The following is a 23776-nucleotide window of genomic DNA, read 5'->3' on the forward strand; positions in this document are numbered from 1 at the left end:
CCCTTGAACCGTCGTCGACCCGTGCAGGCTTCCTATCAGGTCCAGAGCGCGGTGCCGGCGCTACGGCAGGGCGGGGTGATCGGTTTGATCGCCCCTGCCGGTCCTGCTGCCCTTGACGTGCTCAGGGCGCAGGCGTGGGTTCAGGCCCGCGGTTATGAGCTGCGGATCTTTCCGGGTGTCTCGCAACGGGACGGTTACCTGGCCGGCAGTGATGAAGTCCGCCTGCGCGACTTGCACGACGCCTTTGCCGATCCTGAAATCGATGTGATTCTCTGCCTGCGCGGGGGTTATGGTTGTCCGCGTCTGTTGGACGACATTGATTTCGAATTACTTAAAAAACATCCAAAAGCCTTGGTCGGTTACAGCGATATCACTGCGCTGCACCTGGCGATTGCCCGTTATGCGGGGTTTATGACCTTTCATGGACCGTTGTTCAATGCGGATCTGCTCGGGGACAAGCTGCCACCGACCGAGTCCTCGTTGTTCAACCTGCTGACCGGGCAGGTGCGCGCGGGTAGCGTGTTCGAGCATCCCGCGGCGTTTCCACTGACCACCGTGGTTCCGGGTGCCGCTTCGGGGCGCTTGCAAGGCGGCAACCTGTCGTTGATCTGCTCCACGCTGGGCACGCCCTATGAAATCGACACCAATGGCTTGATCCTGCTGATCGAGGACGTCAATGAGCCGCTGTACCGGGTTGACCGGTTACTCACACACCTGCGCCTGGCGGGCAAGCTGGAAGGCCTGAGGGGCGTGTTGGTGGGGGATTTCGCCGGGGTCGACCCGGATGCGCTGGCGCGCTTGCTCAAGCAGGAACTGGGACCCTTGGGCATTCCGGTGCTGGCGGGTTGGCGCAGCGGGCATTGCGACCCGAACCTGACGTTGCCGCTGGGGGCGCAGGTGAGGTTGGATGCCGATGCGCGGCAGTTGGTGTTGGAGCAGGATGTAGTGCGCGCCGAATAACCTGGTTTTATCCACAATCTCACGGCTGATCGCATTCCTTGTAGGAGCCGGCAAGCCAGCTCCTACAGAGGAGAGGGCAGTGCGCTTCTACCGGCTACGCAAGCTCTCCAGCAGCTTGTGATTCGGATAGCCGTCCGCCGGCCAGCCCAACACTTGCTGGGCCCCACGAATCGCCTTGCGGGTATTCGCCCCGATAATCCCATCGGGATTGCCGGCGTCATAACCCTTGGTGCTGAGCAGGGTCTGCAACTCGATCCGCTCGGAACGGCTCAACGGCAGGTCATCCTTCGGCCAGTCGCCACGAATCAGACCCGCACCACCGAAGCGTTGGGACAACAAGCCCACCGCCAGCCCATAGGACGACGAATTGTTGTACTTGAGGATGGCGCGGAAGTTATCCAGCACCAGGAACGCCGGGCCGCGATAACCGGCCGGCAGCAGCAGGGCGGCGGACAGTGAGGCCGAGCCATTTGGCAATACGGCGCCGGCTGGCAAGCGAATGCCCATTTGCAGCCACTCGTTCACCGTCTTGCGGATCGTGCCGTCGGCCTGGGCGTAGTCGAAGGCCTGTGGCAGCACCACTTCCAGTCCCCACGGCTGCCCACGCTGCCAGCCGGAGCTTTGCAGGTAGTTGGCGGTGGAGGCCAGCGCATCGGCCGAGTCGTTCCAGATATCGCGGCGACCGTCACCGTCGAAGTCCACCGCGTAGCTGTTGTAGGTGGTGGGGATGAACTGGGTCTGGCCCATGGCTCCGGCCCAGGAACCGAGCATCTGCTCAGGCTGGATATCGCCATGCTGGATAATCTGCAGCGCCGCCAGCAACTGGGCCTGGGCGAATCCCGGGCGGCGGCCTTCATAGGCCAGGGTCGCCAGCGAACGGATCACCGACTTGTCACCCTGGAACTGGCCGAAATTGCTTTCCATGCCCCATACCGCCACCAGGGCCTCACGGTCGACACCATAACGTTGTTCAATGCTCGCCAGCAGTGCGCTGTTCTGTACCAGCAGGGCCTGGCCCTTGCGCACACGCACGGGGGACAGGGCGCCGTCGAGGTATTCCCAGACCGGACGGGTGAATTCCGGCTGGCTGCGGTCGGCCTTGATCACGCTCATGTCCGGGGTGACACCGGCAAAGGCGGTATCGAAGATGGCGGGCGTGATGCCGGCTCTCAGGGCTTCGATACGGAAGGCGGACATCCATTCATCGAAGCTTTGCGCAGGCTGGATAGTCAGGTCGTCATTGACCTGTGGTTGGGTAGTGACCGGGGCTGCGGGGAGGGTTTGCAGCGGCTCGGCATCGGCGGCGGTCGGCTTTTCCGCGCAGGCAACTAACAGGATGAAGCTGGTGGCGGCGAACAGTCGACGTAGGGGACGACGAAGGGTAAGGCAAAAGGGCATGCGCGGGTCCGGATAATGCGAATCAGGTGCTGACCTTACCATGCTTGAGGGGGTGGAGTCGTGATGGCGCTCTATGCTTTCAGGCCGCCAGAAAGTAAGAAGCCTCCCAGCTTTTAGACTGGAAGGCTTCGCGGCGGTAGCTGCCTTTGCCCTTCGCCGGTTGTTCCTGACGGCTGCGGAACAGTGGCTGGGCGATGATGGATTTGGCTTTATTGGGACGCTGCCGGGACGGCTTGCTCATGGACTTGCACTCTTGAGGTGTGTTGAAGAGTGCGAATCATCGGGCAGATGTGGCTGTCTGTCCAGTGGGGGCATTTGGCTATGCTGGCGGTTATTCCGCTGGCAATGCCAGGCGTTGTCCACACATCAACAGGCTCAGCCGACTCAGGCTGCTCCATGGGGAGCCCGCCGCCTGGCCCTTGATCTGCGCGTCGATGCGTTGCGCGTCCAGCAACAGCTGGCTCCAGCGTTGTGCCGAGTGCCGTTGCAGGGCCTTGCTCATCAGCGGCTTGCGTTTGTCCCAGACCGGGGGACGGGCCTGGCTGAAGGCCTTGTCCAGCGGTGTGCCCTGGCTGTATTGCAGCGACAGGTTGGCCAGCAGCCGCAGTTCCCGGGCCAGGGCCCAGAGAATCACCGGCGGCTCGACCCCTTCGCCGCGCAACCCTTCGAGCATCCGCAGGGCATGGGCGGCTTCGCCGTTAAGCACCGCATCCACCAGGCCAAACACATCGAAACGAGCACTGTCGGCCACGGCCGCCTGCACCGTTTCCACGGTGATCTGTCCACCCTCGGCCATCAGCTTGAGCTTTTCGATTTCCTGGGCAGCGGCCAGCAGGTTGCCTTCGACCCGTGCGGCAATCAGTTCCACCGCGTCCTGCTGGGCCGAAAGGCCGGCCTGGGACAGGCGCTGGCGAATCCACTGCGGCAGCTGCGCGGCGTCCACCGGCCAGATCTGGATGAACTGGGTGTCCTGGCCTTCGACCAGGGCCTTGCCCCACTTGGTCTTCTGGGCGCTGCCATCGAGCTTGGGCAGGCTGATCAGCAGCAGGGTGTCTTCGGCCGGACGCGAGCAGTATTCGATCAGTGCCGCGGCGCCCTTGTCCCCGGGCTTGCCCGAAGGCAGGCGCAGTTCCAGCAGGCGTTTTTCGGCGAACAGCGACATGCTGGCACCGGCTTGCAGCAGCGTGCCCCAGTCGAAGTTGGCGTCGGCGCTGAACACCTGGCGTTCGTCGAAACCCTGTTGGCGAGCGGCACCACGAATGGCGTCGGCGGCTTCCTGGCACAGCAGCGGATCGTCGCCGCTGATGACGTAGACCGGCGCAAGGCTGCCTTGCAGGTGTTTGGCGAGTTGGGCGGGGGCGAGTTTCATAGGCGGGCAACGGCGGGGCGCCCAGGGCGCCCCGACAGGCTTATTGCTTAGGCAGTTGCAGCGGCGATTGCTGCGGCTGCGACGCTTCGTACTTGCGCGCGGCTTCCAGGGCGTCGGCATCGGCCTTGGCCTTGTTGTCGGCGGTCTGTTGCAGGGCGTCCAGTTGCTCCGGTGTCAGCAGTTGCAGGCGCAGGACCATCTGTTGAATCAGGTCACGACGCATTTCCTTGCGCAGCTGACCCGCCTCGGCGTCGCCGGCAGTGATGTTGTTGCCGTCGTGCACGTAGTACTTCTGTATTTGCAGCTTGCCGGTCAGCAGTTGCAGGTCGTGGTCGCCACGGATTTCATAGTACAGCGCGGTATTGAGCTCGTACTCGGCGTTGCGGCCGGAGCCCGAGTAGGTCGCGTCACGCTGGGTTTCCTGCTCGTCGGTCAGGACCAGCTTGTAAGGCGCGCCGCTGTAGACCTTGACGCCGCTGTGCTCGAGGACCTGGGTCAACTGCTTGACCGTGTCGCCATAGGCGTTACGGGCACTGACCGACAGTTCCTTGATGGTCAGTTGGTTGGTGCCGGTGCCGCGCAGCTGGAAGCCGCAGGCGCTCAGCAACACGGCGAGGCCCATTACCAGCAAATTGCGTTTGATCATCTTGTTGCTCCCCTTGAAACCCTGTGGGTCGACGGTGCGACCGCGGAAGTCTTGCAAGGCGCCCGCAACAGCAGGCGCCCGATCCTGTTCAGCTGGCGACAATATTGACCAGTTTGCCAGGCACGACGATCACTTTACGAATCGTCAGGCCATCGGTGAAGCGCAGTACGTTTTCGTTGATCCGCGCCGCCGCTTCGATTTCTTCACGGCTGGCGCTGGCCGGCATGTCGATCTGGCCACGCAGCTTGCCGTTGACCTGGATCACCAGTTGCAGGCTGTCCTGGACCAGCGCGCTGTCATCCAGCACCGGCCAGCTGGCGTCGATGATGGCGCCATCGTGCCCCAGGCGGTTCCACAGCTCGTGGCTGATGTGCGGGGTGATCGGGGCCAGCAACAGGGCCACGGTTTCCAGACCTTCCTGGACCAGGGCTCGATCCTGCGCGGTGCCTTGCGGGGCTTTTTCCAGCACGTTCATCAGCGTCATCACCTGGGCGATGGCGGTGTTGAATTTGTGGTGCTGGCCGACATCCTGGCTGGCTTGCTTGATCGCCAGGTGGATCGAGCGACGAATGACTTTCTGCTCATCGCTCAGTGTCGCCAGTTCCAGCTTGCCCGGCAGGCCCTGGGTCACATGGGCCTGGGCCAGGCGCCAGACGCGCTTGAGGAAGCGGTGCGAGCCTTCCACGCCTGAGTCGGACCATTCCAGGCTCATGTCGGGCGGCGAGGCGAACATCATGAACAGGCGGCAGGTGTCGGCGCCGTACTGTTCGATCATCGATTGTGGGTCGACGCCGTTGTTCTTCGACTTGGCCATCTTCTCGGTGCCGCCGATTTCCACCGGCAGGCCATCGCTGATCAGCTTGGCGCCAATGATCTTGGCCTTGCTGTCGCGCTCGAGTTCGACGTCCGCCGGGTTGAACCAGGTGTAGCCGCCGTTGGCTTCGCGACGGTAGTAGGTCTCGGCGACCACCATGCCCTGGGTCAACAGGTTCTTGAACGGCTCGTTGGAACTGACCAGGCCTTCGTCGCGCATCAACTTGTGGAAGAAGCGTGCGTAGAGCAGGTGCAGGATCGCGTGTTCGATACCGCCGATGTACTGATCCACCGGCAGCCAGTGGTCGGCGGCTTTCGGATCGACCAGGCCACCCTCGTAGTGCGGCGAGGCGTAGCGGGCGTAGTACCAGGACGACTCGACGAAAGTGTCCATGGTGTCGGTTTCACGCTTGGCCGGTGCGCCGCATTTCGGGCAGCTGCACTCGTAGAACTCGGGCATGCGCGCCAGTGGCGAACCGGCGCCGTCCGGCACCACGTCTTCCGGCAGTACGACCGGCAGTTGGTCTTCCGGGACCGGCACGTCACCGCAGGTGTCGCAGTGGATGATCGGGATCGGGCAGCCCCAGTAGCGCTGGCGGCTGATACCCCAGTCGCGCAGGCGGAACTGGGTGCGCGAGGCACCGAGGTTTTTCTTGATCAGCGCGACTTCCATGGCGTCGAAGGCGCCGGCGAAGTCCAGGCCGTCGAACTCGCCGGAGTTGATCAGGCTGCCGTGCTCGCCATAGGCGTCTTGCCACGGTGCCGGGTTGGTATCGCCCGAACTGGTGCGCACCACCGACTTGATCGGCAGGTTGTATTTGTGGGCGAACTCGAAATCACGCTCGTCGTGGGCCGGTACGGCCATGACCGCACCGTCGCCGTAGTGCATCAGCACGTAGTTGGCGACCCACACCGGCAGTTGCTCGCCGGTCAGCGGGTGCTCGACGAACAGGCCGGTCGGCAGGCCTTTCTTTTCCTGGGTGGCGACGTCGGCTTCGGCGACGCTGCCGCCCTTGCATTCGGCGATGAACGCCTGCAGCTCGGGGTTGTTGCGCGCGGCCAGGCTCGCCAGCGGATGCTCGGCGGCCACGGCGACGTAGGTCGCGCCCATCAGGGTGTCCGGACGGGTGGTGAAGACTTTCAGGCTGCCGGCTTCGCCGATGGAGTCGACGTGGTACGGGAACTGGACTTCCATGCCACGGGACTTGCCGATCCAGTTGCGCTGCATGGTCTTGACCTGTTCAGGCCAGCCCGGCAGTTCGTCGAGGCCTTCCAGCAGCTCATCGGCGTAGGCGGTGATCTTGAAGTAGTACATCGGGATTTCGCGCTTTTCGATCAGCGCGCCGGAACGCCAGCCGCGGCCGTCGATCACTTGCTCGTTGGCCAGTACGGTCTGGTCCACCGGGTCCCAGTTGACGGTACCGTTCTTGCGGTAGATCACGCCTTTTTCGAACAAGCGGGTGAACAGCCATTGTTCCCAACGGTAGTAATCCGGCTTGCAGGTGGTCACTTCGCGGGACCAGTCCACCGCCAGGCCCAGGCTGCGCAGCTGGGTCTTCATGTAGGCGATGTTTTCGTAGGTCCACTTGGCCGGTGCGACATTGTTCTTCATCGCGGCGTTTTCCGCCGGCATGCCGAAGGCGTCCCAACCCATGGGTTGCAGGACGTTCTTGCCTTGCATGCGCTGATAACGCGCGATCACGTCACCAATGGTGTAGTTGCGCACGTGCCCCATGTGTAGCTTGCCGCTGGGGTAAGGGAACATCGACAGGCAGTAGTACGTCTCCTTGCCTGGCTGTTCACTGACTTCAAAGGACTTTTGCGCATCCCAGAACGATTGGGCGGCGTTTTCGATTTCACGGGGCTGATAGTGTTCGTGCATGGCTACTTGTACTGGAAAGGGTGGCCTAATCCTCTTCAACGCATCCGTCAGGCGGTGCTGGAAGTGGAGTTACAGGAAGCGCCGTAGCATACATGACGCCGCTCTATCGAGGGAAACCCTGATTGCACCGCCCAAGCCGTTGGTCGCGGCGGTCGGCTGGTTTGCCGGACACCGCTAAGCTTGGAAGAGGGGGAGTGATTCTTATCTTCAATGAGGTGAGCGGATGGTGGAGTCGCAGCGATATGTCATGAAACCCGAGTTGTACGAACGTTTGATCGTCCGTCTGGGGCATGCCCTGGACGCAGCCAGTACGGCGGCGCGCTTGCGTGATGAGCGGCCCGCCGAGTTGGAGTTGCGTGGCTTGAGCCATGCCGAGTTTGAATTGATCAGGGCCTATCTGGATCTCAGTGGGCAGGATGTGCCTGTGCCGTTTTCCGTTTTGGAGTACAAGGTGCCACCCCGTTCGGCCGAGATCATCTGGTTGAAAGACAAAATGCCCAATCCCGGTTCGGCGAAGTTCAAGTCCGCGGGGGTCAAGTAAGGTTCGCCCGGCGGCGTGCTGTTGTCTGTCGCTAACCTGGCTTCGGTTTGAAGTCATTGTTCCAGAGGTTGTTGATTGACCCCGATGCACTTAGGCTTCGGGCATCTTCTGGAGGTGCCCGATGCCTGTTCGTTACATCCTTAAACAATTGTTCATGCCTCCCGGCCTTCTGTTGCTGTTGCTGTTGTGCGCCTGGTGGTTTCGACGCACTCGGCCGCGCCTGGCGGGTGTGTGTTTTGCACTTGGCCTGGGCGGGTTCTGGTTGATGAGCCTGCCGGTGGTGGTGGAGTGGGGCGCGCGGGCACTGGAGACGGTGCCGCCGCTTGAGCGCAGTGAGTGGGCGGGGCTGGCGCAGCGGGCCGATGCCATTGTGGTGTTGGGGTCGGGGCGTGAGCGCGGTGATCCGGCGTGGGGCGACGATCAGCCGACCGGCATCGGTCTGGAGCGCCAGCGTTATGCAGCGCGGTTGGCGAAGGCTTCGGGGTTGCCGGTGCTGACCAGTGGTGGTCTGCACTACGGTACGCCGCCGAGTGAGGCGGCGTTGATGGCGGCGTCGATGCAGAGTGATTTCGACGTGGCGGTGCGTTGGCAAGAAGGGCGCAGCACCACGACCTGGGAAAATGCCCAGTTCAGTTATGAGCTGCTGGCACCGCTGGGGATCAAGCGCGTGGTGGTGGTGACCCATGCCGCGCATATGTCGCGGGCGATGTGGAGCTTTGAAAAGGCCGGCTTTACCGTGGTGCCGGCGCCGGTGGGCTTTTTCGGGCAGGACAATGCGAGGCCGGCAGGAGGCTGGATGCCGGAGTTCAAGGCGATCTGGCGCAGTGGGCAGTTGATCAATGAAGCGGTGGGGCAGGTGGGATACAGACTGTTCTACCGTTAGATCGCAGTATTGAAGAAAACACCGAACCTGTAGGAGCAGGGCTTGCCCGCGAAGCTTTCAGCGGTCTTGAGGCCGCCTTCGCGGGCAAGCCCTGCTCCTACAAGGTTATGCGGTGTTTGGTCGGGTTCAGACCGTCTTGGCAATGCGGCTGGCCAGCAAGGCCCAGCCGAACAGCAAGCCACACAGGATGATCAGCGGCCACGAACGCCACTGCAGGTAAGGCGTCAGCTCGTGCATCGGCACCACTTCGCCGTACAGGATGCCCTGTTCGAACTGCGGGATGCGCGTGGTGATCTCGCCAAATGGGTTGATCAAGCCGGTGACACCGTTGTTGGTCGCCCGGATCATCCAGCGTCCGGCTTCCAGCGCACGCATCTGGGCCATTTGCAGATGCTGCAAGGGGCCGATCGAGGTGCCGAACCAGGTGTCGTTGCTGATGGTCAGCAGCAGGTCGCTGCGCGCCGACAGGCTGGCGGCGAACTCCGGGTAGACCACTTCGTAGCAGATGAACGGGGCGATCTGGTAACCCTTGGCCTGCAACAGCGGCTGGTCAGCCGGGCCACGGGCGAAGTCGGACATTGGCAGGTTGAAGAAGTCGATCAACCCACGCAGCAGCTCTTGCAGCGGCACATATTCACCAAACGGCACCAGCTTCTGCTTCAGATAGGTGCCATCACCTTCGCCGGTCACGGTGATGCCGTTGTAGTAGCGCTTCTCGTTGTCCACCACCTGGCGGATCGGTACGCCGGTGATCAGCGCCGAATGCCGATCCGCGGCGAAGCGGCCCATCATCGCCAGATAACCCTCGGCCGACTCCTTCAGTATCGGCACGGCGGTTTCCGGCCAGACCAGCAGGTCCACGCGCTTGGAGCGAAAGCTCAGGTCGCGGTATAGCGCCAACTGGGCATCGACCTGTGCAGGATCCCACTTCATGCTCTGCTCGATATTGCCCTGCACCGCCGCCACCGTCAGCGGTTCGCCCGCCGGGCTGGTCCAGGCGTGATGCTTGAGCGCGATCCCCGCCACCCAGGGACCGAGCAGCAGCACCACACCCACGGCGATAAAGCCCATGCGTCCGGCCTGGAGCAGTCGGCGGGCGTTGTATAGCAGCGCCGCGGTCAGGGCCAGGGCAAAGGAGATCAACCAGATGCCACCCAGCGGCGCGAGCCCCGCCAGTGGGCCGTCGAGCTGGCTGTAGCCGGAATAAAGCCAGGGGAAGCCGGTCAGGAACCAGCCGCGAAAGGCTTCCTGGCCCACCCACAAGGCGGCGAAGGCCAGGGCATCGGCCAGCGGCGCTTCGTTGCGGCGTATCCAGCGTGCCCAGAGCCAGGCGGGCAGGGCAAAGAACCAGGCGATGGCCGCTGTGAACGCGAGCATCAGGAAACCCGCCAGCAACACCGAAGCATCGCCGTAGGTATGGATACTCACGTAGATCCAGCTGGTACCGGCGCCGAACAGGCCGAACCCGAAGCACCAGCCGCGCCCCAGTGCCTGGCGCGGCGACAGCTCGCGCAGGCCGGCGTAGAAGACGCCCACCGCCAGCAACGCCAAGGGCCAGATATCGTACGGCGCCAGGGCCAGGGTGGTCAGTGCGCCGGCCACCACGGCCAGCAGATTACCGGGCCAGCCGGGGCGGGTTAAGCGCAGCATGTGAATCCTTAGCGGCTAATGGGGGTCAGGCGGATCAGGTGGATGCGACGGCTGTCGGCATTCAGGATGCGGAAACGATACGCGCCGATTTCGGTGATTTCATTACGCTTGGGCAGGTGCCCGAACGCACTCATCACCAGGCCGCCAACGGTGTCGAACTCATCATCGGAGAATTCGCTGTCGAAGAACTCGTTGAAGTTCTCGATCGGCGTCAGCGCCTTGATCAGGAAGTCGCCACTGGGCAGGGGCTTGATGTAGCTGTCTTCCTCGACATCGTGCTCGTCCTCGATATCGCCGACGATCTGTTCCAGCACGTCCTCGATGGTCACCAGGCCCGCCACGCCGCCGTACTCGTCGATGACGATGGCCATGTGATTATGGTTGGCGCGGAACTCGCGCAACAGCACGTTCAGGCGCTTGGACTCGGGGACGAAGGTCGCCGGGCGCAGCAGGTCCCTGATGTTGAAGGCGTCGCCGTTTTCCTGCAGCACCAGCGGCAACAGGTCCTTGGCCAGCAACACACCCATGACATCGTCATGGCTTTCGCCGATCACCGGGTAGCGTGAGTGCGCGGCGTTGATGACCGACGGGAGGAATTCGCGGGGTGTCTGGGTCGCCTTGATGCTGATCATCTGCGAGCGCGGGACCATGATGTCCCGGACCTGCAGGTCTGCGACCTGGATGGCGCCTTCGACGATGGCCAGCGCTTCGCTGTCCAGCAATTTGTTCTGGTGGGCTTCGCGCAGGAGTTCCAGCAGCTCCTGGCGGTTTTTCGGCTCATGGGCAAAAGCCTGGGTCAGTTTACCCAGCCAGGACTTCTGCCCGTTGCTCGATCGATCTTCGCTCATAGCGATTTACTCGTATCCCTTGGTGGTGGAGTGATCAGTGTTCATCGTCGATATAGGGGTCGGGATGACCCAATTCGGCAAGCAACGTTCGTTCCAGTGCTTCCATTTCCTCGGCTTCCTCGTCATCTATGTGGTCGTAGCCCAATAGATGCAGACAGCCGTGAATGACCAGATGGGCCCAATGGGCCTCCAGTGCCTTGCCTTGTTCGCCGGCTTCACGCGCGACCACCGGAATGCAGATCACCAGGTCGCCCAGCAGCGGGATATCCAGCAATTCGTCCGGCACGTCGGCGGGGAAGGACAGCACGTTGGTCGCGTAGTCCTTGTGCCGCCAGGTGTGGTTGAGCTCGCGGCCTTCGGCTTCATCCACCAGGCGGATGGTCAGCTCGGAGTCGGCCGTGCGCTGGCGCAGGGCCAGTTCGCACCAGCGGCGAAACTCGGCGTCGGTCGGAGCGGGGGCGTCAGAGGCCCGTTGCAGATCAAGCTCAAGCATCGCGGCGGGCACCCTGGGTGTCTGCTTCGGCACTGTTTTCAAAGCGCTCGTAGGCTTCGACAATCCGCTGCACCAACGGGTGGCGGACCACGTCCTTGGGCATGAAATGGGTGAAGCTGATGCCCGGTACGTCCTTGAGGACCTTGATCACGTGGGCCAGCCCGGATTTCGTGCCCTTGGGCAGGTCGACCTGGGTGATGTCGCCGGTGATCACCGCCGTGGAGCCGAAGCCGATACGGGTCAGGAACATTTTCATCTGTTCGACGGTAGTGTTCTGGCTTTCGTCGAGGATGATAAAGCTGTTGTTCAGGGTCCGGCCGCGCATGTAGGCCAGCGGCGCGACCTCGATAACCTGGCGTTCGATCAGCTTGGCCACGTATTCGAAGCCGAGCATTTCATACAGGGCGTCGTAGAGCGGGCGCAGGTACGGGTCGATCTTCTGGGCCAGGTCGCCGGGCAGGAAGCCGAGTTTTTCACCGGCTTCGACCGCCGGGCGCACCAGCAGGATGCGGCGTATCTGCTCGCGCTCCAGGGCATCCACGGCGCAGGCCACGGCCAGGTAGGTCTTGCCGGTACCGGCCGGGCCTATGCCGAAGTTGATGTCGTTGCCGAGGATTTCCTTCACGTAGAGCTGCTGATTCAGGCCGCGGGGGCGAATCATGCCTTTCTTGGTGCGCAGGGCCACGCTGGCTTCGGCCACCGGGTTGTTGCGCAGGTCTTCGTCGCCCGATTCCTGCAGGAACAGGTGGACCATGTCCGGCGACAGCTCGGTACCCTTGGTTTCCCGGTACAGGCGGCGCAGCAGGTTTTCCGCGGAGGAGGTGAGCTTGGGTTCGCCGATCAGTTCGAACTGATTGCCGCGATTGCGGATCTCGATGGCCAGGCGTTGTTCGATCAAGCGCAAATGCTCGTCGAACTGCCCGCACAGATTGGCGAAGCGGCGAGCCTCGAAAGGCTCGAGGATGAAACGATGAGGTTCGATGGGTGCGTTCAAGGTCGTTTTTAGCCGCCCGACGGCAATTGAGATGAAATCAAGGATAACGCTAGCAGCCCGGGGGTGAAAGCTCTCATTACAGCATCGAGCCGCGCAGTGAATGGGGTTGTGCCGCGTCGATGTGCACGTCGATAAACTGCCCGATCTGCTGGGGATTGTCGCAGCGGAAGTTGACGATACGGTTATTCTCGGTGCGGCCCTGCAATTCTCCGGGGTCTTTCTTCGAATAATCGGTCACCAGGATGCGCTGGATCGTACCGACCATTTGTCGGCTGATCTCGAATCCCTGCTGGTTCAGGCGATGTTGCAGGGCGTTGAGGCGCTCTTTCTTCACCGCTTCCGAGGTTTCGTCCGGCAAATCCGCCGCAGGCGTACCGGGGCGCTGGCTGTAGACGAACGAATAGGAGAAGTCGAAACCGACGTCTTCGATCAGTTTCATGGTCTGCTGGAAGTCTTTCTCGGTTTCGCCGGGGAAGCCGACGATAAAGTCCGAGCTGATGCAGATGCCCGGCACGGCGGCGCGCAATTTGCGCAGCTTGGACTTGTATTCCAGCGCCGTGTGGTTGCGTTTCATCGCCGAAAGAATCCGGTCCGAGCCCGACTGCACCGGCAGGTGCAGGTGCTTGACCAACTGCGGAACCTCGGCGTGGGCCTGGATCAGGCTGTCGGAGAACTCCAGCGGGTGCGAGGTGGTGTAGCGGATCCGCTCGATACCGTCGACGGCGGCGACCACGCGGATCAGCTCCGCCAGGTCCGCCAGGCGGCCGTCATGGGTGGTGCCGCGATAGCCGTTGACGTTCTGTCCCAGCAGGGTCACTTCGCGCACGCCGTGTTCTGCCAGGTGGATGATCTCGGCGATCACGTCGTCGAACGGCCGGCTGACTTCTTCGCCACGGGTGTAGGGCACCACGCAGAAGGTGCAGTACTTGCTGCAGCCTTCCATCACCGAGACATAGGCGCTCGGGCCGTCGATGCGCGGTTCGGGCAGGTGGTCGAACTTTTCGATTTCCGGGAACGACACATCCACCTGCGGCAGCCTGGTCAGGCGCGCGGCGTCGATCATTTCCGGCAGACGGTGCAGGGTCTGGGGGCCGAAGACCACATCGACATAGGGCGCGCGGTCGCGAATGGCGGCGCCTTCCTGGCTGGCGACGCAGCCACCGACGGCGATCACCATCTCCGGGTTCGCCAGTTTCAGTTCGCGCCAGCGGCCCAGCTGGGAGTAGACCCGGTCCTGGGCACGCTCGCGGATCGAGCAGGTGTTGAGCAGGATGACGTCCGCGTCTTCGGCGCGGGCGGTGACTTCCAGGGCCTGGTGTTCGCCCAGCAGATCGACCATGCGCGAGCTGTCGTACTCGTTCATCTGGCAACCGTGGGTTTCGATGTAAAGCTTCTTGGCCATGGAGTTTCATCAGGTGGTTCAAAGAACCGCGCATTATAGTGGTCATCGCGCTTGCTTCCTAGCGCTGTGCGTTCGGCGGCTATGCTATAGTTCGCGCCCTCTTTTTTATCCCCCGATGTGTTGCCCGCCCACCATGACCAAACGTGAAGCCCCCATCTACAAGGTGATTTTCCTCAACCAGGGCCAGGTGTTCGAAATGTACGCCAAGCAGATCTATCAGAGCGATCTGTGGGGCTTCCTGGAAGTCGAAGAATTTGTCTTTGGCGAGCGCACGCAACTGGTGGTCGATCCCGGCGAGGAAAAGCTCAAGGCCCAGTTCGAAGGCGTGGTGCGCAGTTTCGTGCCGATGCATTCGATCGTGCGCATCGACGAGGTCGAGCGCCTGGGTACGCCGAAGATCAGCGAGGCGAGGGGGATGAGCAACGTGATGCCATTCCCGATGCCGATGCCCGACAAATAAGGCTCAGGGCAGCGGCGAGAACGGTGTACGGCCGTCAGCCGTCTGCAATTCCAGCAGGTACTTGCGGAAAATCTGCCCCAGCACCTGGGTCGCCATCTCCAACTGGTCACGGGGCATCTGCGCCGCGACCTCATCCGCCGTGTCCAGCGCATCCTCTGCGCCGTTGACCGCCGCCATCTTCAGCACGATATAGGCCTGGACGTTGTTGGCCGGCACACCCTCACCCTTGTAGAACATGATGCCGAGCTGGTATTGCGCCTGGGCGTGACCTTGCAGGGACGCCTGTTCGAAATGACTCAGGGCCTTGTTGAGGTCGTGTTGCGGGTTTTTCTCGTCGTGATAGAACGCGCCCAACTCGTATTGTGCCTGGGCATCGCCGCCCTTTGCCGCTTCTTCGCAGGCGGCCAGGGCCTCGGCGAGGTCCTGTGGCTGGGAGTTGAGGGTGCAACGGCCCATCGCCGGGATCAACAACGAGTTACCGCCTGCATAGGCCAGCAGCGGCTGAAGGAGCAACAGGCAGCCCAAGGCAAGGGCGCGGCCGGTGCGGTTCATGGGAATCGACGTACCTCTGAAGGGCGGGCGGACCCGGCCAGGGGATGACTATGGCGCGCATTATGAAATAAGCGGGGGCCACCTTACAAAGTCTTTACTCGTTTTTCTGCTGCACGGGCGCTATATGGCCTTGTTTTGCAAGTATCTGCACAGAGGACGGTAGGAAACAGGGGAAGTTTAAGCGGGAAAACCGACGTCGGCTGAAACCGACGTCGGGGACATCGGTTACTTCAGTGCGGCAAAAGCCTTTTCAGCCGCATCCAACGTCAGCTTCAACTCTGTTTCGCCATGGGCGATGGAGGTGAAGCCGGCTTCGAAGGCACTGGGCGCCAGGTACACGCCGCCGTCGAGCATCAGGTGGAAGAAACGCTTGAAGCGCTCGGCGTCACTGGACATCACGTCGTCGAAGGTGACGATGTCGTCGGCACCGCTGAAGTACAGGCCGAACATGCCGCCGGCCTGGGTGGTCACGAACGGGATGCCGGCCGCGTCGGCGCGTTCCTGCAGGCCTTGGAGCAGGCGGCTGGTGTAGTCGCTCAGTTCGGCGTGGAAGCCCGGGCGGCTGATCAGGCGCAGGGTGGTCAGGCCGGCGGCCATGGCCAGCGGGTTACCCGACAAGGTCCCGGCCTGGTAGACCGGGCCCAGCGGGGCGATGCAGGACATGATCTCGCGCTTGCCGCCGAAGCAGCCCACCGGCATGCCGCCGCCGATGATCTTGCCGAAGGTGCTCAGGTCCGGCTTGACGCCGTAATGGGCCTGGGCGCCGCCGAGGGCAACGCGGAAACCGGTCATCACTTCGTCGAAAATCAGCACCACGCCGTGCTGGTCGCACAGGGTCCGCAGGCCTTCGAGGAAACCTGGCGCCGGCGGCACGCAGTTCATATTGCCGGCCACGGGCTCGACGATGATGCAGGCGACTTGCTGGCCGACTTCGCCGAGCATCTTCTCGACGGCATTGATGTCGTTGAATGGCAGGGTCAGGGTGTGTTTGGCGAAGTCCGCCGGGACACCGGCCGAGCTCGGCACGCCCTGGGTCAGGGCGCCGGAGCCGGCCTTGACCAGCAGGCTGTCGGAGTGGCCGTGGTAGCAGCCTTCGAACTTGATGATGCTGTCACGGCCGGTGAAACCACGGGCCAGGCGGATGGCGCTCATGGTCGCCTCGGTGCCGGAGCTGACCATGCGGACCATTTCCATCGACGGCACGATCGCGCAGACCAGGTCGGCCATCTCGGTTTCCATGGCGGTCGGCGCGCCGTAGGACAAGCCGTGTTCCAGCTGCTTGCGCACGGCATCGAGCACATCCGGGTGGCTGTGGCCGAGGATCATCGGGCCCCAGGAACCGACGTAGTCGACATAACGCTTGTCGTCTTCGTCGGTGACATAAGCGCCTTCGGCGTGCTTGAAGAACAGCGGGGTGCCGCCAACGCTCTTGAACGCGCGAACCGGCGAGTTGACGCCGCCGGGGATGTGTTTCTGGGCACTGGCAAACAGGGTTTCGGAACGAGACATGGGCAGGCTCTCAGGAGTCATGAAGTGAAGAGGGCATTGAAGGCTTGGGCGCGGCGGGTCACTTCCCGGGTGCTGTCGGCACCGAACAGGCCATGGATCACCGCCAGCAGGTCGGCGCCGTGGGCCACCAGCGGGGCGGCGTTGTCCAGGGTGATGCCGCCGATCACCGCGATCGGCAGTTGCAGTCGCGGGCGGGCGCGCTCCAGCAGCGCGACGTCGGCGGCCGGTGCACCGGGCTTGGTCGTGGAATTGAAGAAGCGCCCGAAAGCGACATAGCTGGCGCCTTCCCGGGCCGCCTGTTCGGCGAGCTCAAGCTGCGCGTGGCAGGTGGAGCCGATAATGGCCCGGCTACCGAGCAGCGCGCGGGCCGGCGTCAGCGGGCCGTCGGTCTGCCCCAGGTGCACGCCGACCCCCAGCCGCGCCGCCAGTTCGGCGTCGTCGTTGATGATCAGGCGGGTCTTGTAGCGTTCGCAGAGCACCCGCAGGGCCTCGGCCTCCCGCAGGCGGCGGGCCTCATCGGTGCTTTTGTCGCGGTATTGCAGCAAGGTCACGCCGCCCTCCAGCGCCGCCTCGACATAAGACAGGAACTTGCCGGCCAGCAACTGGCTATCGGTGATGGCATACAGGCCGCGTAGTTTCATCGGGTCAGCCTCGGGGTGTTGGGTAGCGCTGAAAGTTACGAGCAGAAATCCAGGGGCAGGCGTCGGGGCACGAACTGGCCTTTGCCCAGTTGCTCGGCATCACGCAAGGTCCGCCAGGTGTAGTTCAGCGCGGTCTGTACGGCGCTGACCAGGCCTTCGCCCAGGGCCAGGCGTCCGGCCAGGGTGCTCGCCAGGGTGCAGCCGGAGCCGTGGTAGCTGCCGGGCAGGCGTTGGCACTTGAAGGTCTGGCGGGTGCCGTCGCGGCTATACAGGCGGTTGTGGATTTCGTCTTCATCGCCATGTCCGCCGGTGATCAGCAGGTGTTGGCAGAACGGCAGGAGTTTTTCCGCGCATTCGTCGGCGCTGCCCTCGGGCAATTCGGCGAGGATGCGGGCTTCCGGGAGGTTGGGGGTGGCAATGGTCGCCAAGGGCAGCAGGCGTTCGCGCATGGCATAGCCGACTTCGTCCTTGCCCAGGCGGCCGCCGCCGCCGGCGCGCAGCACCGGGTCGCAGACCAGCGGCAGGTGCGGGTGCGCCAGGAGCAGTTCGACCACGGTGTCGACCATTTCCAGGGAGCCGAGCATGCCCAGCTTGACGGCCGCCACGGTCGAGTCGTTGAGTACGGCATTGGCCTGGGCCAACACCCACTCACGATCGAGCACGCGGAAGTCACTGACATTGACCGTGTCTTGCACGGTCAGCGCGGTGACCGCGGGAGCGGCATGGCAACCCTGGGCGAGCAGGGCTTCTATATCTGCCTGGAGGCCGGCACCGCCACTGGGATCGTGGCCGGAGAGACAGAGGACAACGGGGCGGGAGCTGTAGGTATTCATGGAGCGCGAGCTTACCACCAAACGCTTTTTTCGGGATCGTCCGCCCGGCGTTGAATTTGTCCCCTGAAGGTTTTTTCAGGGCGGCCGATAACCCTTCGTCATACAGCCAGGTTTTGTGCTGGGACGCCCGTTCTAGAGCCTTTGGATAAAATGTTTCAATGGTGTGTTTTAGCCATTAGTGGCTATGCTAGAGTGGATCCAAACGAATAACAGGTCATGAAGTTTCACGTCGTCTCAAAGGGAAGGGGGGCTCCTGACGCGACTTGATTGGCCATGCTGGGGCTGTATGCGCTATTTGCTGCTGATTTTGTTGAGCTGGCTGCCGCTGTCGGCGAGCGCGGTCGAGTTTGATGAGTCCACCCAGAGCCTGCCTCTGGGCCGGGTCATGCAGGTGTTCGAAGACGCGAGCGGCCAGGCCGATATCGCGCAGATCGCCTCGCCCGCCATGGCCCTACAGTTTCATGCGCACAACAAGGCCTCGCTGAATGCCGGCTATACGCTCTCGGCGTTCTGGCTCAAGGTCGACCTGACCTATCTCCCCAAGGATCCCAGCGCCCGGCGCATCTGGTTGCTGGAGTTGGCCTATCCGCCGATGAAACACATCGAACTCTATGTGCCTGACGCCAAGGGCAGCTATCGCCTGGCCCAGCGCACCGGTAATGAACTACCGTTCGCCAGCCGGCCGATCAAGCAGAACAACTACCTGTTCGAGCTGGCGTTCGCTCCCAACGAAAGCAAGACCGTCTACCTGCGGCTGCAAACCGAAGGCTCGATGCAGGCGCCACTGACCCTCTGGTCGATGCAGGCCTACCTCGAAGACGAACCGGTGCGTTTGTATGTCCTGGGGCTGATCTATGGTGTGCTGCTGGGGATGCTGGTCTACAACCTGTTCATCTACCTCAGCGTGCGCGACACCAGCTACCTCTACTACATTTTCTACATCGCCTCGTTCGGCTTCTACCAACTGTCGGTCAATGGCGCCGCGGCGCAGTATTTCTGGCCGAACAACCCCTGGTGGGCCAACGCATCGACGCCTTTCTTTATCGGCCTGGCGGGTTTCTTCGGTTGTCAGTTCACCCGCAGCTTCCTGCACACGGGCGCCCACAGTCGCTGGCTGGACCGGCTGTTGCTGCTGTTGATGGCCTATAGCGCGGTGGTCACGGCGATGTCGCTGTTGACCGGTTATGCCCTGGCCCTGCGCCTGGCGACCGTCCTCGCCCTGGCGTTCACCGTGACTATTTTCGTTGCCGGGATCAGTGCCTGGTATTGCGGCTTGCGGGTGGCGCGCTACTTCATTATCGCTTGGTCGGCGTTCCTGCTCGGCGGCCTGGTCAATACCTTGATGGTGCTGGGCTACCTGCCGAACGTGTTCCTGACCATGTACGCCAGCCAGATCGGCTCGGCCCTGGAGGTCGGGCTGTTGTCCCTGGCCCTGGCCGACCGGATCAATACCATGCGCGAGCAGCAGGCGCAGACCTTGCTCGAGTCCGGGCAGAAGCTGGAAGTGCTGAACCGTGAACTGGCCAACAGTAACCGGCTCAAGGATGAATTCCTCGCCACCGTCACCCATGAACTACGCACGCCGATGAATGGTGTGATCGGCTCCCTGGAACTGATGCAGACCCTGGAACTGGACTCGGAACTGGCGCAATACCAGCAGACGGCGGCCGGTTCCGCACGGGACATGATGCGCATGGTCAATGGCATCCTGACCCTGACCGAGTTGCAGGCCGGCCGGCTCAAGGTCACGACGCAGTCGTTCGGCCTGCGGCGCCTGCTGGATGGTTTGCAGGAGCAGTTTGCCGGTCGCGTCCAGGGCAAGGGGCTGCATTTCGCCATTGAGGTGGATGACAACGTGCCGGACAGTCTCCATGGCGACGCGCAGAAAATCCTGCAATGCCTGGAATGCCTGGTGGACAACGCCATCAAGTTCACCCGTGAAGGCGGGTTGGTGTTGCGGGTGCGCGGCCGGCAGGTCGCGGAGCAGCAATGGGCCCTGTCGTTTGCGGTCATCGACAGCGGTATCGGTTTTATCGACCTGGATGAAGCCACGCTCTATCAACGGTTCTTCCAGCTGGATGGCTCGATGACCCGTGAATATGGCGGCCTGGGGATTGGCCTGGCGATCTGTCGGCAATTGATCGATCTGCTCGGCGGTCATCTCACCCATCAGTCGGAGCCGGGGATGGGCAGCCGTTTCCAGCTTGATGTCGAGGTCGAGGCGCTGATCCCGCGGGCGTTGCGGCCCTCGGCGCTGTCGGTGGCGCGTTATCCCTACGACTGTACCCTGTTGCTGGTGGATGACAACACCGTCAGCCAGTTGGTGGTGCGGGGCATGTTGCTCAAACTGGGGTATCGGGTGTTCACCGCGGTCGACGCCCGGGCCGCGCTCGATGTCCTGCATGGGCAGGCCGTGGATGGGCTGTTGCTCGATTGCCCGGCGCAGCCGGCGGACGAGGTATTGCTCTGTCGACAGTTGCGGGCGATGCCCGGTGGTGCCGACCTGCTGATCCTGGCCCTGGTCAGCTCGACCGAGGCCAGCGAACGCGAGCGGTGCCTGGCGGCGGGCGTCACGGACACCTTGTCCAAGCCGGTGCGTTTCGAGGAGTTGAAGAACCTGCTGGCCCGTTGTCTATTGACGCCTGTACAGGGTGAAAGCGCCGGTACTTAGGCGCTTATGTCACTTTTTTCGCGACGGTACGCGTGATTCACTGGGTTCCCTGGCCTTTCTCTGCGAAGCCATTTCTCAAAGGAGCCCGACATGAACCTCCATCAATACGCCGAAACCCACGAGGTCACCAACCAGCCGCCGTCGCTGGACGGGACCAATCTCTATCGCATCGACCTGCCGCTGCAAGAGTGGGCGCGGCGTTTCGGCGCCGGTTGGGCCGAATCGCGGATCGACGTTTATGGCGCCCTGGCCGGCGGGCCGCTGATGGAGGCGGGGTTTCTCGCCAACCAGAACAAACCGGTGTTCGTCAGCCATGACCGTTACGGCCATCGCCAGGACCTGGTGGAGTTCCATCCGGCTTATCACGAGCTGATGCGCACCGCCGTCGAACACGGCCTGCCGTCGTTGCCCTGGACCGATCCGCAGGACGGCGCCCATGTCGCCCGCGCCGCCATGACCTACCTGCACAGCCAGGCCGAGGCCGGCACCGGTTGCCCGTTGACCATGACCTTCGCCTGCGTGCCCGCCTTGCGTCTGCAAGCTGATATCGCCGGGCAATGGCTGCCGAGCATTCTCAGTACCCAATACGACCCACGCAATATCGGCATCGCCCACAAGACCGGGGCAACCATCGGCATGGCAATGACCGAGAAGCAGGGGGGGACCGACGTGCGCGCCAACACCACCCGGGCCTATCCCGTCGGCGCTGGTGGCCCGGGACAACCTTATGAACTGGTGGGGCACAAATGGTTCTGTTCGGCGCCGATGTGCGACGCCTTCCTGACCCTGGCCCAGACCGACAAGGGCCTGACCTGTTTCCTGCTGCCGCGCCATCGCCCGGATGACAGCCGTAACCAGTTCTATATCCAGCGCTTGAAAAACAAGCTGGGCAACTGCTCCAACGCGTCGAGCGAAGTGGAATTCCGTGGCGCCCTGGCCTGGATGATCGGCGAGGAAGGACGCGGCGTACCGACCATTATCGAGATGGTGGCGATGACCCGTTTCGATTGCATGGTCGGCTCCAGTGCCTTGATGCGCCAGGCGCTGACCCAGGCCAGCCATCATTGTGCCCATCGGTTGGTCGGTGGTCGCGTGCTCAGCGAGCAGCCGCTGATGCAGAACGTGCTCGCCGACCTGGCGCTGGAGAGCGAGGCGGCGCTGGCCTTGAGCCTGCGCATGGGCCGGGCGCTGGATCATCTGGGGGATGAGCATGAGGCGAAGTTCGCGCGGCTGGTGACGGCGGTGGGCAAATACTGGATCTGCAAGCGTGCCCCGGCGATGATCAACGAGGCCGCCGAATGCATGGGCGGCGCCGGGTATGTGGAAGACAGCATCCTGCCGCGGCTGTACCGCGAAGCACCGGTCAACTCGACCTGGGAAGGTTCGGGGAACGTGCAGTGCCTGGATGTGTTGCGTTCGCTCTCCAAGGAGCCGGGTGTCCTCGAAGTGCTGTTCGGCGAATTGGGCGACGGCCATGGCGACAAGCGCCTGGCCCGGCATATCGAACACTTGAAGCTGGCGTTTACCGACACCCACGATATCCAGTACCGCGCCCGGCAACTGACCGAAGACATCGCCCTGGCGTTGCAGGCCAAATTGTTGCTGGAGGCGGGCAATGCCGAGGTCAGCGATGGTTTTATCGCCAGTCGGCTGGAGGGCAGGGGACGGGTCTACGGCACCTTGCCCCGTGGAGTGAATGTCGAGGCTATTGTCGCTCGTTCGACGCCGCAGGGTTTTTGACGGGCGATTGCAGCGACCTGTCGCAGGGGGAAGGTGATTTTGAAGTTTCAAATGTGAAGAGGGAAACTTACAGTTTTCCTCTTCACAATGATCGGTTTCTATCAGCCTAAAAGGCGGGCGATGATGCCGGTACCGTCGGTTGAGCCCGAGATCAGTATCTTGTTGTCAGGTTGTACTTGAACGACAGGGGACGGTTGTGAACTGATGATCTGGAGTTCCTGGGTTCCGAAGTCCGCGTCCGGGGCGCCATCTTTTATATACCTGAGTAACGCAGACCGGGTGCTGCCAGGTGGTTGGCACAGCACGACGATTTTTTCGTCAGCTTGTACAGTGGCGCACAAGGCCTGCCATCCGTAGTCCAGTTCGCCGTTGACGAATATTTCCAGGGCTTTCCCCCCATTAAACGTACCGTCTTCCTTACCATCTGAGTTAACACGTGACAGAAGAGGCAGTGCTCCTATCAGAGCTCCGTTCTCTCCTTTGAAAATATACCCGGCGGCTAATGTCTTTCCGTCAGGCTGCTGTGACAAGTGAATAAGCTCCACATGAACGCCCCCAGTGCTATCAATCAAAACAAACCCTTGGTTGAAACTGCCATAGCTCAAATCCAGCTCGCCCTTGTCGGTATAGCGAGCGATGAGTCCGCCTCTTTGGTAGATGCCGCCGACCAGGATCTTGTCTCCCTGGAGGGTCAGTGATTGAAAAGTGGCACCCTCCATTCCGTACACCAGGCCATTGTTGCCGAAGGTCACGTCAGGCTGGCCGTTTGCACTGAGGCCAAAAATCACACCGCCCCGCCCGGCTCCAATATCAGCGGTTTCCGCGGCCACGAAAACCTTTCCATCCGGCTGAACCGCTATCCCCGTTCTGCGGCGACCTGAGTCCAGTTGGATATTGAAAGAGGTCATTCCGCTAGTGCCGAATATCAGGTCCAGGCGGCCATCAGGCAGTAATCGGGCGAATAGCGCAGCGCCGAAAGGATTGAGGCCACTTCCTATGCCTGCGAATACAATGATTTTTCCATTTGATTGCACAACGAAATTCAATAGCGTGGCGTTATGGTTCTCCGGGAGGCAAGTATGGACAACACCTTGGTTGCCAAAGGTGTCGTCCAGAACGCCGTCCGTCGTGTGCCTCACGATGACCAGCATGTCCGATGACAGGATCGATCCAACCGACAGTATTTTTCCATCCGGCAATAATCTGGATGTGCCGTAGAAGGACTCGGACGGTAGCTGGATACGCACGATGCCTTGGGTTCCGAAACTGGGGTCGAAGCTGGCGGGCGCTTTGTTGTCTTTGGTTGATGGGTTCATTGAAGTAGACCTTGAGGGTTGAGAGGGGCCTCTACAACGCAATCAACGGTTAACTCCACACATCTCGGTACTGCGATTGGCAACAGGCACACGGGCTAGAAAACACCCAAAATACCTCTTTGTATACTGTCAGAAGTGACAGCTATCATTCGATTTATATCGATAGTTTTCTCTG

21 protein-coding genes are annotated in these 23776 nt (G+C 62.2%); 6 read left to right on the top strand and 15 right to left on the bottom strand.

What is annotated here, in order from left to right:
- Positions 1 to 3 precede the first annotated feature (3 nt).
- Positions 4 to 960, top strand: coding sequence for an LD-carboxypeptidase (locus tag M5C01_RS27415; RefSeq protein ID WP_103495816.1), 957 nt, complete (start codon positions 4 to 6; stop codon positions 958 to 960).
- Positions 961 to 1047: 87 nt separating this feature from the next.
- Here the strand turns inward: M5C01_RS27415 and M5C01_RS27420 are convergent, their stop codons facing one another.
- The 5 genes from M5C01_RS27420 to leuS all read right to left on the bottom strand — a co-directional run bounded on the left by M5C01_RS27420 (position 1048) and on the right by leuS (position 7068).
- Positions 1048 to 2358: a lytic murein transglycosylase gene (locus M5C01_RS27420; protein ID WP_103495817.1), complete on the bottom strand. Its 1311-nt coding sequence runs from the start codon at positions 2356 to 2358 to the stop codon at positions 1048 to 1050.
- Positions 2359 to 2437: 79 nt separating this feature from the next.
- On the bottom strand, positions 2438 to 2599 hold the full coding sequence (gene arfA / locus M5C01_RS27425) for an alternative ribosome rescue factor ArfA (protein ID WP_103495818.1): 162 nt from the start codon (positions 2597 to 2599) through the stop codon (positions 2438 to 2440).
- Positions 2600 to 2689: 90 nt separating this feature from the next.
- Entirely contained in the window at positions 2690 to 3727 is a 1038-nt protein-coding gene (holA, locus tag M5C01_RS27430) for a DNA polymerase III subunit delta (RefSeq protein ID WP_152741739.1), read from the bottom strand.
- 40 nt (positions 3728 to 3767) lie between these two features.
- On the bottom strand, positions 3768 to 4373 hold the full coding sequence (gene lptE / locus M5C01_RS27435; RefSeq protein ID WP_152741740.1) for an LPS assembly lipoprotein LptE: 606 nt from the start codon (positions 4371 to 4373) through the stop codon (positions 3768 to 3770).
- Positions 4374 to 4461: 88 nt separating this feature from the next.
- Entirely contained in the window at positions 4462 to 7068 is a 2607-nt protein-coding gene (leuS, locus tag M5C01_RS27440; RefSeq protein ID WP_152741741.1) for a leucine--tRNA ligase, read from the bottom strand.
- A gap of 223 nt (positions 7069 to 7291) precedes the next feature.
- Here leuS and M5C01_RS27445 point away from each other — a divergent pair, with 223 nt between their 5' ends.
- Together M5C01_RS27445 and M5C01_RS27450 are read left to right on the top strand one after the other, a co-directional pair.
- A complete protein-coding gene (locus M5C01_RS27445; RefSeq protein WP_152741742.1) occupies positions 7292 to 7609 on the top strand; it encodes a hypothetical protein in 318 nt (105 codons plus the stop codon).
- A gap of 121 nt (positions 7610 to 7730) precedes the next feature.
- Positions 7731 to 8492 (top strand): YdcF family protein, encoded by a 762-nt coding sequence (locus M5C01_RS27450; protein WP_152741743.1) that lies wholly within the window; start codon positions 7731 to 7733, stop codon positions 8490 to 8492.
- Positions 8493 to 8618: 126 nt separating this feature from the next.
- Here the strand turns inward: M5C01_RS27450 and lnt are convergent, their stop codons facing one another.
- From lnt to miaB, 5 genes are all read right to left on the bottom strand, one after another.
- On the bottom strand, positions 8619 to 10142 hold the full coding sequence (gene lnt / locus M5C01_RS27455; protein WP_103495823.1) for an apolipoprotein N-acyltransferase: 1524 nt from the start codon (positions 10140 to 10142) through the stop codon (positions 8619 to 8621).
- Between the two features lie 8 nt (positions 10143 to 10150).
- Positions 10151 to 10990: an HlyC/CorC family transporter gene (locus M5C01_RS27460; protein ID WP_103495824.1), complete on the bottom strand. Its 840-nt coding sequence runs from the start codon at positions 10988 to 10990 to the stop codon at positions 10151 to 10153.
- A 34-nt stretch (positions 10991 to 11024) separates the two neighbouring features.
- Positions 11025 to 11483: an rRNA maturation RNase YbeY gene (ybeY, locus tag M5C01_RS27465; RefSeq protein ID WP_103495825.1), complete on the bottom strand. Its 459-nt coding sequence runs from the start codon at positions 11481 to 11483 to the stop codon at positions 11025 to 11027.
- Complete coding sequence (locus M5C01_RS27470; RefSeq protein WP_152741744.1) at positions 11476 to 12477, bottom strand: PhoH family protein; 1002 nt, start codon at positions 12475 to 12477, stop codon at positions 11476 to 11478. Before M5C01_RS27470 ends, ybeY begins: the two co-directional genes overlap by 8 nt.
- Before the next feature lie 76 nt (positions 12478 to 12553).
- Positions 12554 to 13879 (bottom strand): tRNA (N6-isopentenyl adenosine(37)-C2)-methylthiotransferase MiaB, encoded by a 1326-nt coding sequence (miaB, locus tag M5C01_RS27475; RefSeq protein WP_152741745.1) that lies wholly within the window; start codon positions 13877 to 13879, stop codon positions 12554 to 12556.
- 133 nt (positions 13880 to 14012) lie between these two features.
- Between miaB and M5C01_RS27480 the strand changes: the two genes are divergently transcribed.
- Entirely contained in the window at positions 14013 to 14339 is a 327-nt protein-coding gene (locus M5C01_RS27480) for a DUF1820 family protein (protein ID WP_103495828.1), read from the top strand.
- A gap of 3 nt (positions 14340 to 14342) precedes the next feature.
- On the opposite strand, the gene M5C01_RS27485 is transcribed toward M5C01_RS27480, so the two are convergent.
- The 4 genes from M5C01_RS27485 to M5C01_RS27500 all read right to left on the bottom strand — a co-directional run bounded on the left by M5C01_RS27485 (position 14343) and on the right by M5C01_RS27500 (position 17874).
- Positions 14343 to 14891: an SEL1-like repeat protein gene (locus M5C01_RS27485; protein ID WP_103495829.1), complete on the bottom strand. Its 549-nt coding sequence runs from the start codon at positions 14889 to 14891 to the stop codon at positions 14343 to 14345.
- A gap of 225 nt (positions 14892 to 15116) precedes the next feature.
- A complete protein-coding gene (hemL, locus tag M5C01_RS27490; protein ID WP_103495830.1) occupies positions 15117 to 16400 on the bottom strand; it encodes a glutamate-1-semialdehyde 2,1-aminomutase in 1284 nt (427 codons plus the stop codon).
- A gap of 17 nt (positions 16401 to 16417) precedes the next feature.
- Entirely contained in the window at positions 16418 to 17041 is a 624-nt protein-coding gene (thiE, locus tag M5C01_RS27495; RefSeq protein ID WP_103495831.1) for a thiamine phosphate synthase, read from the bottom strand.
- Positions 17042 to 17076: 35 nt separating this feature from the next.
- Positions 17077 to 17874, bottom strand: coding sequence for a hydroxymethylpyrimidine/phosphomethylpyrimidine kinase (locus M5C01_RS27500; protein ID WP_103495832.1), 798 nt, complete (start codon positions 17872 to 17874; stop codon positions 17077 to 17079).
- A 286-nt stretch (positions 17875 to 18160) separates the two neighbouring features.
- On the opposite strand from M5C01_RS27500, the gene M5C01_RS27505 reads away from it, so the two are divergent.
- The gene (locus M5C01_RS27505; RefSeq protein WP_152741746.1) at positions 18161 to 20545 is read left to right on the top strand and encodes a hybrid sensor histidine kinase/response regulator; all 2385 of its coding nucleotides are present in this window, start codon (positions 18161 to 18163) and stop codon (positions 20543 to 20545) included.
- A gap of 90 nt (positions 20546 to 20635) precedes the next feature.
- Positions 20636 to 22285 carry an acyl-CoA dehydrogenase family protein gene (locus M5C01_RS27510; RefSeq protein WP_152741747.1) on the top strand — a complete coding sequence of 550 codons (1650 nt, stop codon included), beginning with the start codon at positions 20636 to 20638 and terminating at the stop codon, positions 22283 to 22285.
- A 101-nt stretch (positions 22286 to 22386) separates the two neighbouring features.
- Here the strand turns inward: M5C01_RS27510 and M5C01_RS27515 are convergent, their stop codons facing one another.
- A complete protein-coding gene (locus tag M5C01_RS27515) occupies positions 22387 to 23601 on the bottom strand; it encodes a hypothetical protein (protein ID WP_152741748.1) in 1215 nt (404 codons plus the stop codon).
- Positions 23602 to 23776 lie beyond the last annotated feature (175 nt).

Source organism: Pseudomonas sp. MWU12-2319, assembly GCF_023242525.1.
Classification (GTDB): domain Bacteria; phylum Pseudomonadota; class Gammaproteobacteria; order Pseudomonadales; family Pseudomonadaceae; genus Aquipseudomonas; species Aquipseudomonas gingeri_D.